The following is a 12,576-nucleotide window of genomic DNA, read 5'->3' on the forward strand; positions in this document are numbered from 1 at the left end:
CGAGGGCCGGGCACCGTGAGCACGGGCCCGGCCGCTCATTCCGTTGCCGGTTCGGGTGTGCCACGCGGGGCGAGATCACGGATGGCGCTGCTGACCGTGGCCAGGAGGGCCAGCAGCACCAGGGCCGCCGTGGCCCCGAGCACCGTGACCACCGTTCCGGAGAACTCCAGCAGCGCCCCGCCGGCGAGCGAGCCCAGGGCGGAGGCCGCTCCCAGGCTCACCCCGATCGCACCGGCCAGCCTGCCGCGCATCGAGTCCGGCGTGATCTGCATCTGGTGCGTGGCGATGATCGCGGTCGCGGTCGGCGCGAGGAAGGCAACACAGCCGAGCACCGCCCCGTAGCCGTACCCGGCGGGCAGCACCGTCAGCAGCGGCACCAGTGCGCTCGCCCCCCACGTCAGCAGCATCACCGCGGCGTACGGCGTCAGCCGCGGCCGCAGCCGGGGCGCGGCCAGGGCGCCCAGGACGCCCCCGGCACCCATCAGCGTCCCGATCGCCCCGACCTGGGCCTCGGCCCCCGCCTGCTGCGCCATGCCGATGACCACCAGCAGCAGCCCGCTGAAGACCGCGTTGAAGCCCATGGTGAGAGCCACGGTGACCCGCAGCAGGCGGTGACGGCACAGCCAGCGCAGACCCGTCATCGTGTGGTGCAGCAGGCCCCCTGGCTCGGCGGCTGCGACCCGCTCCCTCTCCTGGGGGGCCCGCAGGAACAGCAGGGTGCAGAACGCGGCCAGGGAGGCCCCGGCTTGGCCGGCGAACGGCAGCACGTGCATCGCGTTGTAGAGCACCCCGCCGATACCGGGTCCCGTGATCGTGGCGACGTAGTAGCGCGCGGTGTTGCGCGCCACCGCGGACGACCACTGGGACCGGGGCACGACCTGCGGCAACAACGCCTGGTCGGCGGCGCTGAACAGTGCGGTACTCACCCCCTCGACCACGGCCACGCCCAGGATCAGGGCGAGCGGCGCCCACCCGGCGGCGATGGCGGCGGCCAGCGCCCCCAGTGCCAGGGCCCGCACGGCCTCGGACGCCAGCAGCACGTGCTTGCGTGGCATCCGGTCCGCCACCGTGCCGGCGGGCAGCCCCGCCACCATGCGGGAGACGGCGACGGCGAACTCCACCAGCGACGCCTGGAACACCGACCCCGTCATGGCCAGTACCAGCAGCGGATAGGCGAACAGGGTGGCCTGGGAGCCCAGTTGGGAGAGTACGTTGCTGCTCCACAGCAGGTTGTACTCGCGGTTGCGGCTCAGCGGGCGCGGCGAAGCCGCCGCCGTCCGGCCGCCGTCCGGCGTCGTGGCGGACTCGGTCCGCTCCCTCACCCCGTGTGTCCCGCCGGGCCGCCACCGGGCAGCGCGGTCCGCTCCACCGGGCGCAGCCGCGCCCAGGACAGCGCGTCGGCCATGCTCACGAACAGCTTGCGGGGCGGCACGAACGGAGCCCTGCCGTGCGCCACGCTCAGGTTGTCCACGATCAGCACGTCGCCGGTGCCGCAGTACACCTCGAGCTGGTGCCCGCGGTAGCCGGCGTGCAGTGCCTCGACGATGTCCTGGGAGATCTCCGACCCGTCGGCGTGAAACGTGTTGGTCGGGATGCCCCAGGGCCCGTACTCCTCCAGCAGCAGATCGGCCAGGTCCTTCTTCAGCGAGCTGGAGTGGAAGAACGTCATGTGGTTGAACCAGGTCTTCACGCCGGTCTCCGGGTGGGTGGCCACCGCCCAGCGCACCTGCCGGGTCTGGACGTGGTCCTCGGCCAGCCACTCGACCTCGATGCCGTTGTCGGCGCAGTAGCGGCGCACCTGGTCCGGGTCCTCGGTGCCGAACGCCTGCTGCCAGGTCAGGCCCAGACCCGGCAGGAAGTTGCGCACCGAGCGCTGCGGCCCGGTGAGACGGTCGGTGTTCATGCCCAGGCACATCGAGCAGCCGGGCAGCCGCCATTCGGCACCCGCGTCCAGGAACACGCTGTCCAGGCCTTCCTGTTCGGCCTGTTCACGCACCTGCATGGAGCCGGGGACCACGAGCAGCCGGGTGGAGCCGGCCACCTTGCGTCCGCGCAGCACTTCGGCGGCGGCCCGCAGGTCCTCGATACGGCCGTTCGTGCACGACCCGAGGAAGACCACGTCGATGGGGACGTCGCGCAGCGGGGTGCCCGGCTTGAGATCCATGTAGGCCAGGGCCCGCTCGGCCGCCGCCCGCTCGAGGTGATCGGTGAAGGTCTCGGGGGCCGGCACCCGCTCGCTCAGCGGCACCGCCTGGCTCGGGTTGGTGCCCCAGGTCACCAGCGGGCTCAGACCCGACACGTCCAGTTCGACGGTCTGGTCGAAGACGGCGCCCTCGTCGGTGCGCAGCGTGCGCCAGTGGGCCACGGCCGCGTCCCAGTCGCCACCGCGCGGCGCGTGCGCCCGCCCTTCGAGGTAGGCGAAGGTGGTCTCGTCGGGGGCGATCAGGCCGGCTCGGGCGCCCGCCTCGATGCTCATGTTGCACAGCGTCATGCGGGCTTCCATGGACAGTGCCCGGACCGCGGCGCCGCGGTACTCGATGACGTGCCCCTGAGCACCGTTGGCACCGATCTTTGCGATCAGGGCGAGGATCAGGTCCTTGGCGCCCACACCCGGGGGCAGGTCACCGGTGAACTCCACCGCCATGGTCCTGGGCCGGCTGATGGCCAGGCACTGGGTGGCCAGTACGTGCTCGACGTCGCTCGTGCCGATACCGAAGGCGAGCGCCCCGAAGGCGCCGTGCGTGGAGGTGTGGCTGTCGCCGCAGACGATCGCCATGCCGGGCTGCACGAGTCCCAGCTGCGGGCCGACCACGTGCACGATGCCCTGTCGGCGGTGGCCGAGCTGGTAGAGCTCCACGCCGTAGGTCTCGCAGTTGCGCCGCAGGGTGTCGATCTGGGCGCGGCTGACCGGGTCCTCGATGACCGTCGAGTTCGTGGGGACGTTGTGGTCCTCCAGCGCGACTGTCAGCTCCGGGCGCCGCACGGTGCGCTCCGCCAGCCGGAGGCCGTCGAACGCCTGCGGTGAGGTGGCCTCGTGGGTCAGGTGCAGGTCGATGTAGAGCAGGTCGGGCTCGCCGTCGGCACGGTGCACGACGTGGCTGTCCCACAGCTTCTCGGCGAGCGTGGCAAGGGTGGCGGTCATCGCGTGGCGGCCCCGGTCGGCTGGGCGAACCGCTCGGCCAGGCTCGCGCGGACGACGTGCAGCTCGTCGCACTCGCCGCCGGTGCGGCTGGCGATGTAGTCGTGGTACAGCTCGTCCAGCAGCTCGGGGGTGGCGGGCACGTCGAGCTGCTCGAGCAGGTGTGCCAGGATGCCGCGGCCGGAGTGGCGGCCGACGAGCAGGGAACGCTCACGACCCACCCGGGAGGGCTCGAGGTATTCGTAGGTCTCCGGGCGCGCCAGCATCCCGGCCTGGTGGATGCCGGCCTGGGTGGCGAAGGAGTACTGGCCGAAGATGGCCTTGTTGCGCGGCGTCTCCATCGAGATGGCCCGGGTCAGCACCCGGTAGGCCGCGTGCAGCCGCTCGGTCTTGATCGTGGTGGTGAAGCCGTAGTGCTCCGCCTTGTACAGCAGGACGGCGGCGAGCTCCTCCAGGGCGGCGTTGCCCGCGCGCTCGCCGATCCCACCGAGCGTCACCTGCATCTCGTCGGCACCGGCCGAGAGGCCCGCGAGGGTGTTGGCCACGGCGAGGCCGAAGTCGTCGTGGCAGTGAACGGACAGCACGGTGCCGGCGGGAAGCCACTGGCGTACGGCATGCGTGAGGTGGGCGAATTCGGCAGGGACCAGACAGCCGGAGGTCTCGCCGAGCACGACCGTCGTGGCACCGGCCTCCGTGACGATCTCGCAGTAGCCGCGCAGCAGGTCGTGTTCGCCCCGGCTGGCGTCCTCGACTCCGATGGAGATGTCGGTGACGCCGAGTTCCCTGGCGGCCTTGATGGCGGCGCGGACCTCGGCGTACGCCTGCTCGCGGGTGATGCCACGCTTGTGCTCCAGGTGCAGGTCGCTGCCGGTGACCAGGAGCTGGATCTGATGCCGCTCGGTGCCACCGGCCTCTACCGCTGTCTCCACGTCCTTGGGCACCGCCCGGCAGAACGAGGCGAGCCGGACGTCGTTCAGTTGCTCGGACATCAGGCGGGTCGCCTTGAAGTCCGTCGGCGAGGATGCCGGGAATCCCGTCTCGATGACGTCGACACCCAGGCTCTGAATCGCCAGTGCCACGTCGAGTTTCTGCTCCGCCGTCATGGCGTTTCCGGGTGCCTGCTCGCCGTCGCGGAGCGTGGTGTCGAACACGGATATCCGGCGGGGCTCTGCAGTTTTGGTGACCACCTGTTAGACCTTCCCCCATTACCGCCAGCGCGGCTCTTCGTTTTCGCCTCGGCGACAACGGTGATCTCAGGAAATGCCGGATCCGCAATGCGGGAACCGGCATGCCGACTTGTCCGGGAATACTCAGGGGAACTCCCCGTCACCCTGAGCACGGCTTGATTTAAGATCACCCCGCCGGACCTCGCCAGGTCTTTTCACAGTGACCAAATAGCGCTGGTCGAATGATGTTCGAGGAGTCGGGTGAGGCCGTCGGACCGCCGGCCGGCCGGACGCCCGCTTCGGCCCCGGCGCCGCAGGCCGCACAGCCCGGTGCGCAGGGGCGGGTCGGGCGCAAGGTGCAGAGAACTGCACCCACGGACTGCAGGGAGCCCGACTACCGGCCCCGCTCCCCGACGGTTAGCCTCGCTGTGCGGCGGGCAGCCAACCGCTGGACCCGCCGGCCCTTCACTCCTCACGCGAACAGGAAACGCGATGTCTGCATGGCAGCCCCAGAAGGAACGTCCGCTGTGGCCATGGGTGTTGCTGGTCATCCTGGCCGTGGGCGTCTGCGTCAACGTGACGCTCAGCCTGGCGTAGCTCCGCACGGCAGCCCGGGCCGGCCGACTCCCCAGCCGGCCCAGGACCTCGCCCGCGGCGGCATGCCGCACCCGAAGCGACGGCACTCCCCCAGCCGTCACCTCGGGCTGCGCGCGACCGCCTGCGAGGACCCTGCAGGCGCGCCGGCGGACCGCTCAGGCGGTGAGTTCCTCGTAGAGGAGGGCGTTGCCGAGCGGGGTGAGGGTGTGCGTCACGGTGTTGAACGATCTGACGGTGGTGACCAGGCCGGCACTGCGCAGTATGCCCGCATGCTGACTGGCCGCCGCCACGGAGATGCCGACCCGGGCCCCCAGTTCCGTGGTGCTGCAACTGTCGGTGAGGGCCCGCAGTACCGCGGCCCGGGTACGGCCCAGCAGTGCGCCGAGCGCGTTGTCCCCGGCCGGGCCGTCGTTCCACATGGCCGCCATCCACTTCCACTTCACTGGAATCGGATAGATGAGCACCGGCGCGCCGAGTCCCGGCACTTCGTTCAGGAGGATGGGGGGCCGCGAATGGAGGAAGAGTGAGGGCGCCAGCAGCAGCCCGTCGTCGCCGACCTTCAGCTCGGCGTCCGCACCGGGCACGTCGAGGACCGGCGATTCCCAGTGAACGGCGGAGTGCAGCGTGCTGAGCACTTTCTCCATACCGCCGCTGAGCATGATCTGGCCACGTGCCGCCCGGTCGATGGCGAGCCTGCCGGCGATGCGCTGCCAGTACGGGGCGATCGCGTGCCGGTGGAATTCCCTGACTTCCTTGACGAGGCGCGAACCGGAATCTTTCGACTGGCCGTCTGCGGCGCCTGCCGGTCCGTTCACGCGGCGGACGACGTCATAGAGTTCTAAGAGAGGGCGTACCGTCGGTGCCAACTTGAACAGAGACCGGGCGCTGGGTGCGGCGATGGCCTGCGCCCGCCACGGGGCGAATTCCGGACTACCCCGGCCGGCACTCAGCAAATTCCAGTGCGAGAAGTGTCTCCACAAGCTCTTCCGGCTCGTCCAGTATTCGGGTCTTCGCGAGACTTCTCACGGGCCAGCGTGATCTGTGTGCCCCTCGGGGCGGCGGCGGCGCTGACGCTCCGGCGCTTGCACACCGTGCGGAAGCTCTGGCCGCTCTGGCGTGTCCTGGTCGACGCGGTGCCCGGCGTCCGACTGGCGCAGACCCACGAAAGCAGACTCTGTTCTCTCCGGTACCTCAACTCGCTCGACCTGGTGCTCTACCGGACACTGATCGAGATCCGTGACGCAATCCTCGACCTGCGGGCCTACGTCCCCCAAGCGGTGGTCGACCAGATCCGGGCCCGGCTCGAACACGAGGATTCACTCCCCACCGAGGTGGACGCCCGCCTCACCGCCTGCTGGTTGCGCATGGCGCGACAGGCCAAGGCAAGCGGTGCACCGCCGCTGCACGGCGATCCGACCGTCCCGGTCCTCGGAGGCACGGATCTGCCCGGCGAGATCGAATTCCTGTGCGAAGTCGCCAAGGCGGACGCCTCACCTCGGATCCGCGAACTCACCGCCCGCCTGGACCACCGGATGGCAGCACGGTGAGATCGGAAGCGGACGGATGAGCATTCCGTCCGGCTTCGCCGTACCCTCCGGTCCGCACATGTACGGTCCGGGGGTGCGGCGTCTTCCGGGACCGCCGTTCGGGTGATTCGCGGTGTGCCCCATTCGTGCGCGGCACCAAGGAATACGCACCCCTCGAGCATTCTTCACACGCAGGGCGATCGACCCGGAGTGGCAGCCTCCCGTCTGCCTGGCCACACTGAATCTGCCGGTTCGTGATCAGGAAAGAACCAGCCACTGGCGTTTCACACGTTCTCCGGGAGATGGCATGGTGGAGCAGTCCTCCGAGGTCCATATAGCGGAGACCGAGCGCAGGCTCGCGGAGGCACTGGCCGACGTCACGGGCGCCGAGCGGGTTCCGGTCGACAGTCATTTCTTCACCGACCTCGGGGCAAATTCCCTGGTCATGGCCCAATTCTGCGCGCGTCTACGGAAAAGAGCCGATCTGCCGTCCCCGTCCATGAAGGACATCTACCGGCATCCGACCATCCGCAGCCTGACGGCGGCTCTCGGGGAGGCCGTTCCCGCGGCGCCCGGCGAAGCGGCGACCGCCCCGGCGGCCCCGGCGCCCCTGACGTCCTCTGCGTCCAGGACATCGCCGGTCCTGACGGAGCGCGGAAAGCGGCTGGGTCATCTTGTCTGCGGCACCTTCCAGTTGCTGGTCTTCCTCGGATACTCCCTTGTCTCCGGGTTCGCCACCGCCGCGGGATACGAGTGGATAGCCAGCGGTACGGGCCTGGCCGACATCTATCTGCGGTCACTTGTCTTCGGAGGCATCGGGTTCCTCGCTCTGTGCGCCTTCCCGGTCGCCGCGAAATGGCTTCTCGTCGGCCGCTGGAAACCGAGTGAGTTCTCCGTCTGGGGCCTGACATATCTGCGTTTCTGGCTCGTCAAGGTACTGCTGCACGCGAATCCGATGATCTTCCTCACCGGAACACCGCTGTACGTGCTGTACCTGCGGGCCCTCGGCGCACACATCGGCAAGGGAGTCACGATCCTCTCGCACTCCGTCCCGGTCTGCACCGACCTGCTGACCATCGGCGCCGGCACGGTGATCCGCAAGGATTCGTTCCTCCTCGGCTACCGGGCCCACGCGGGACGCATCCAGACCGGCCGGATCACCCTCGGCCGGGACGTGTACATCGGCGAGAAGACGGTCCTGGACATCGACACCGCGATGGGCGACGGCGCACAGCTCGGTCACGCCTCCGCCCTGCACCGCGGCCAGTCGGTTCCGGACGGTGAGCACTGGCACGGCTCGCCTGCGGAGCCCACGCAGACCGACTACCTGCGGGTCGCGCCGGCCAGGTGCGGGACGGCCCGCCGGGCCTGGTTCGGCTTCGGAACGCTGGTGCAGCTGTTCCTCGTGTACATACCGCTGACCGTCGGCGGGGCGTACATGCTGTTCACCGAGGTACCGGCGATCGGCAACCGCCTCGATCCGCAGATGGCCCCGCTGAAGCGGTCCGAGCTCATCCCGGACGCGCTGGAACTCTCCCTCGTTCTGTTCTCCGGCTTCGTCGTCCTGGGCCTGGCCGCCCTGTGCACCGTTCCGCGGCTGCTGGCTCTGGTCGTCAAGCCGGACCGGGTCTATCCGCTCTACGGATTCCACTACGCGGTCCACCGGGCGACGGCTCGCATGACGAACATCAGGTTCTTCGCCTGGCTGTTCGGCGACAGCTCCTACATCGTCCACTATCTCCAGGGAATCGGATACGACCTGTCGCGGGTCGAGCAGACCGGGTCGAACTTCGGCACCGAGGTGCAGCACGAGACCCCGTTCCTCGTCTCGGTCGGCAGCGGAACGATGGTCGCCGACGGACTGTCCGTCCTCAACGCCGACTACTCCGGTACGTCCTTCCGGCTGGCCTCCGCGTCGATCGGGCCGCGCAACTTCCTCGGCAACAACATCGCCTATCCCGCGGGCGGCAGAACGGGCGCCAACTGTCTGCTCGCGACGAAGGTGATGGTCCCCCTCGACGGCGAGGTCCGGGAGAACGTGGGGCTCCTCGGCTCGCCCTGCTTCGAGATACCCCGGTCGGTGGAACGTGACGCGCGGTTCGACGACCTGCGGACCGGCGACGCACTGCGCCGCAGCCTCGCCGCGAAGAACCGCTACAACCTCCGCTCGATGGCCGTCATGCTGGGGGCGCGGTGGCTGCACACCTTCGCCCTCACGCTGTTCGGGCTCGCGTCCGTGGATCTGTACGGAGTGCTCGGACACGTGGTGATCGCCGGATACCTGGCCGTCACGCTGGCGTTCAGCACCCTCTACTTCGTCCTGGTGGAGCGGTGCATCGCGTCGTTCCGCGCGCTGCGGCCCCGGTTGTGCTCCATCTACGACCCCTACTTCTGGTGGCACGAGCGCCTGTGGAAGGTGCCGGACCACTACCTCAACATCTTCAACGGCACCCCCTTCAAGGCCCTGGTCTGGCGGCTGCTGGGCGTGCGCATCGGCCGCAGGGTGTTCGACGACGGCTGCTACCTGACCGAGCGGACCCTCACCACCATCGGCGACGAGTGCACCCTCAACGCCGGAAGCAAGATCCAGTGCCACTCGCAGGAGGACGGCACCTTCAAGTCCGACCGCTCCACGCTCGGCGCCGGCTGCACGCTGGGCGTCGGCGCCCATGTGCACTACGGCGTGACCATGGGCGACGGTGCGGTGCTGGCACCCGACTCCTTCCTCATGAAGGGCGAGGAAGTCCCGCCGAACGCCCAGTGGGGTGGCAATCCCGCCGTGGACATGCCGGAGGCCGGCAGTCGGCCACGCGGCACCGGCCGGACCACGCCGACAGCCAACGCCCGTGCAGCGACCACGAGTTGAGGAAGGACGTGCGATGGGAACGCGCGTGCAGACGGACCGGCCGGACCGGGAGTTCTGGAGCCGTGTGCTGACCGCCGGCGGTGCCACCGCCGTGCCCCGCTGGGCACAGGAGCGGACTGCCGGAACAGCCGAGCTGGAGACGGCCGTCCCGGACGACCTGGCGGACGCGGTGCGCCAACTGGTGCGCCGGTCGGGCGTGCCGATCAGCGCGCTGCTGCTGGCGGCACACGCCAAGGTGCTGGCCGCGCTGTCCGGCGAGCAGGAGGTGGTGACCGGGTACACCGCCGGAGTGCACGGCGAACCACTGCCCTGCCGCCTGACCGTCTCCCCCGGGTCCTGGCGGGACCTGGTGGCGGCCACCGAGCACACCGAGGCGGAGGTCCTGGCGGCCCGTGAGTTCCCCGTGGCGGAGCTGCGCCGGGAACTGGGGCTGACGGAGCCGTCGTACGAGGTCGTGTTCGGTCCCATGGGAGACGACGAGGCCCATGTCGACGACGGTGTGCTGCAAGTGCGCTGGTCCGACCGGGGCGGACGGCTGATGCTGCGCCTGAGGTACCGCACGGACGTGCTGGACGCCACGGCCGCGGCTCGTGTCGGCGGCTACCATCTGGCGGCGCTGCGGTCGATGGCGGCGGACGTGCACGCCGACCACACGCGGCAGAGCCTGCTGTCCGCGGACGAGGTGCGCGAGCAGCTGGAGGGCCTGGCCGGTCCCCGCCGGCCGCTGCCGGACGCGCGGGCCCACGAACTGTTCGAGGAGCGGGTACGGGCCCATCCGCAGGCGGTGGCGGCCGTGCACGGCGGGCGGGAGTGGACGTACGGGGAACTCAACCGGCGCGCGAACAGGCTGGCGCGCGCGCTCAGGGCGAGGGGGCTCGGCGCGGAGGACGTGGTCGCCGTCGTCACCGAGCGCAACCTCGACTGGCTGGCGGCGACGCTGGCGGTGTTCAAGGCGGGCGGCACGTACCTGCCGATCGAGCCGCACTTCCCGGCCGGCCGGATCACGGCAACGTTGTCGCGCGCGGGGTGCCGGCTGGTCCTGGCCGAGGCCGGCAGCACCCACACCCTCGACCAGGCGCTGGCCGCCCTGCCCGGATGCGAGAAGCTGCTGCTCGACGCGGCGTACGCGGAACCGCACGACGACGGCGACCTCGGCCTCCCCATCGACGCCGGCCGGCTGGCCTACATCTACTTCACCTCCGGTTCCACCGGCGAGCCGAAGGGGGCGATGTGCGAGCACGCGGGCATGCTCAACCATCTCCACGCCAAGATCGACGACCTGGGCATCGGCGAGGGGAGCGTCGTGGCGCAGACGGCGCCGCAGTGCTTCGACATCTCCCTGTGGCAGCTGATCTCGGCGCTGCTGGTCGGCGGCCGGACCCTGCTGGTCGAGCAGGACGTGATCACGGACGTGGAGCGGTTCCTCGACACCCTCGAGCGCGGCCGGGTCGGTGTGGCGCAGGTCGTGCCCTCCTACCTGGAGGTCGTGGTCTCGTACCTGGAGCAGCACCCCCGCGCACTGCCGGACCTGCGGTGCGTGTCGGTGACCGGGGAGGCGCTGAAGCGGGAGCTGGTGCAGCGCTGGTTCGCGGTCCAGCCGGGGATCAGGCTGCTCAACGCCTATGGGCTGACGGAGACTTCGGACGACACCAACCACGAGGTCCTGGACGCCGTACCGGACCGGGTGCTGCTGGGGCGTGCGGTGGGCAACGTGCGCGTCTACGTCGTCGACGAACATCTGTCGCTGGTGCCGCTGGGCGCCCCGGGCCTGATCGCCTTCTCCGGTGTCTGCGTGGGCCGGGGGTACGTCAACGATCCCGAGCGGACGCGTGAGGCGTACCGGGCGGACCCGTACCGGCCCGGTGAGCGGCTCTACCTGGGCGGTGACTGGGGGCGCTGGCACCCCGGCGGCAAGCTGGAGTTCCTCGGCCGGCGGGACAACCAGGTCAAGATCCGGGGCTTCCGCATCGAGATCGGCGAGATCGAGAACTGTCTGCTGCGGGTGGACGGCGTCCGGGACGGCGCGGTGGTCGTCGCCGAGCGGGCCGGCGGGAGCAAGCAGCTGATCGCCTTCTACACCGGCGCGCAGCACGAGCCGGAGGTGCTGCGCGAGGCACTCGGCGCGGCGCTGCCCGCCTACATGGTCCCCGCGGCGTTTCACTGGCGGGACAGCCTGCCACTGACCGCCAACGGCAAGACCGACCGCAAGGCCCTGACCGGGTCGGCGGAACGGGCGGCACCGGCCCCCGAAGCGGACGCAGCGGGAAAGGGCGTGCTCAGCCCGGCCGAACGGAGGCTGGCGGCGGCCTGGGCGGAGCTGCTGGGGGTGCCCGAGCGGCAGATCGGCCGGACGGACCACTTCTTCGACTCCGGGGGCACCTCCCTGACCGCGGTCAAGCTCAGCATCGCGCTCGACCGCGCGGTGTCCCTGAAGGACATCACCCGGCACCCCGTGCTCGCCGACCTGGCCGCCCTCCTGGACGGCACGGCCCGGCGGCGCCCGGAGCTGCTGCAGCCGCTGACCACGGCGGGCGGTGCGCCGGAGTGTGCCCTGGTGTGCTTTCCCTACGCGGGCGGCAACGCGGTCAACTACCAGCCGATGGCGAGCGCGTTGGCGGGCACCGGCATCGCGGTCCTCGCGGTCGAGCTGCCCGGTCACCACCTGGCCGCGCCCCCCGAGCCGTTCGCGTCGACCGAGCAGGTGGCCGAGCAGGTCGCCGCCGAGATCACGGCGCGCGGCCTGAACCGGGTCATGCTGTGGGGCCACTCCTCGGGCACCGCGCCGGCCGTCGAGACGGCCAGGCGGCTCCAGGAGCGCGGTGTCCGGGTGACGCGGGTGTTCCTCGGGGCGCACCTGCTCGGCACGGCCGCCGACCGGAACACCGCCATCGCCGAACTGGCGGGGCGGAGCGACGCCGGGATCGCGGCACAGCTGACCGCGGACGGCGGCTACGCCGAACTCGCGGAACTGAACGAGCAGCACGCCCGGCACATCGGTGCCGCCTACCGGCACGACTGTGTGTCCGCGCACACCTATTTCCGCGCCGCCCTGGAAAACCCCCCGCCGGTGAAGCTGACCGCCCCGGTCCTGGCGGTCGTCGCCGCCGACGACCCGTACACGCCCGGTTACGCCCGGCACCACCGCGACTGGCTGCTCCTGGCCGAACACGTCGACCTGTACGAACTGACCGACGGGGGCCACTACTTCCTCCGCACCCGTCCGGCCGAGGCGGCGCAGGCCGTCCTGAGCGCCGCCGTCCCCCTCGCCTCCTCCTGAACCTC

7 protein-coding genes and 1 pseudogene are annotated in these 12,576 nt (G+C 70.5%); 3 read left to right on the top strand and 5 right to left on the bottom strand.

The annotated features are described in order from the left end of the window. Nucleotides 1–35 precede the first annotated feature (35 nt). The 5 genes and pseudogenes from ACZ7GZ_RS27155 to ACZ7GZ_RS27175 form a co-directional block, all read right to left on the bottom strand. On the bottom strand, nucleotides 36–1,322 hold the full coding sequence (locus ACZ7GZ_RS27155) for an MFS transporter (RefSeq protein WP_471028028.1): 1,287 nt from the start codon (nucleotides 1,320–1,322) through the stop codon (nucleotides 36–38). Further along, complete coding sequence (locus tag ACZ7GZ_RS27160; RefSeq protein WP_471028119.1) at nucleotides 1,319–1,867, bottom strand: TauD/TfdA family dioxygenase; 549 nt, start codon at nucleotides 1,865–1,867, stop codon at nucleotides 1,319–1,321. The genes ACZ7GZ_RS27155 and ACZ7GZ_RS27160 overlap by 4 nt, the downstream gene beginning before the upstream one ends. After that, nucleotides 1,856–3,142 (bottom strand): annotated as a pseudogene (gene leuC, locus ACZ7GZ_RS27165) (3-isopropylmalate dehydratase large subunit); the annotation flags it as partial. The gene ACZ7GZ_RS27160 and the pseudogene leuC, both read right to left, overlap by 12 nt. Continuing rightward, nucleotides 3,139–4,326 carry a LeuA family protein gene (locus ACZ7GZ_RS27170; protein WP_471028029.1) on the bottom strand — a complete coding sequence of 396 codons (1,188 nt, stop codon included), beginning with the start codon at nucleotides 4,324–4,326 and terminating at the stop codon, nucleotides 3,139–3,141. The pseudogene leuC and the gene ACZ7GZ_RS27170, both read right to left, overlap by 4 nt. Before the next feature lie 731 nt (nucleotides 4,327–5,057). Then, nucleotides 5,058–5,717 carry an ArsR/SmtB family transcription factor gene (locus ACZ7GZ_RS27175; protein WP_471028030.1) on the bottom strand — a complete coding sequence of 220 codons (660 nt, stop codon included), beginning with the start codon at nucleotides 5,715–5,717 and terminating at the stop codon, nucleotides 5,058–5,060. A 267-nt stretch (nucleotides 5,718–5,984) separates the two neighbouring features. Here ACZ7GZ_RS27175 and ACZ7GZ_RS27180 point away from each other — a divergent pair, with 267 nt between their 5' ends. From ACZ7GZ_RS27180 to ACZ7GZ_RS27190, 3 genes are all read left to right on the top strand, one after another. Further along, nucleotides 5,985–6,449 carry a DUF6545 domain-containing protein gene (locus tag ACZ7GZ_RS27180; protein WP_471028031.1) on the top strand — a complete coding sequence of 155 codons (465 nt, stop codon included), beginning with the start codon at nucleotides 5,985–5,987 and terminating at the stop codon, nucleotides 6,447–6,449. Between the two features lie 286 nt (nucleotides 6,450–6,735). Next, a complete protein-coding gene (locus tag ACZ7GZ_RS27185) occupies nucleotides 6,736–9,294 on the top strand; it encodes a Pls/PosA family non-ribosomal peptide synthetase (RefSeq protein WP_471028033.1) in 2,559 nt (852 codons plus the stop codon). A gap of 13 nt (nucleotides 9,295–9,307) precedes the next feature. Beyond that, complete coding sequence (locus tag ACZ7GZ_RS27190) at nucleotides 9,308–12,571, top strand: non-ribosomal peptide synthetase (RefSeq protein WP_471028035.1); 3,264 nt, start codon at nucleotides 9,308–9,310, stop codon at nucleotides 12,569–12,571. Nucleotides 12,572–12,576 lie beyond the last annotated feature (5 nt).

The organism is Streptomyces sp. NPDC037288 (assembly GCF_055603265.1).

Coding starts and splice junctions, on each gene's coding strand:
- ACZ7GZ_RS27185 (WP_471028033.1), top strand. CDS start 6,736: ATGGTGGAGCAGTCCTCCGAGGTCCATATAGCGGAGACCGAGCGCAGG.
- ACZ7GZ_RS27190 (WP_471028035.1), top strand. CDS start 9,308: ATGGGAACGCGCGTGCAGACGGACCGGCCGGACCGGGAGTTCTGGAGC.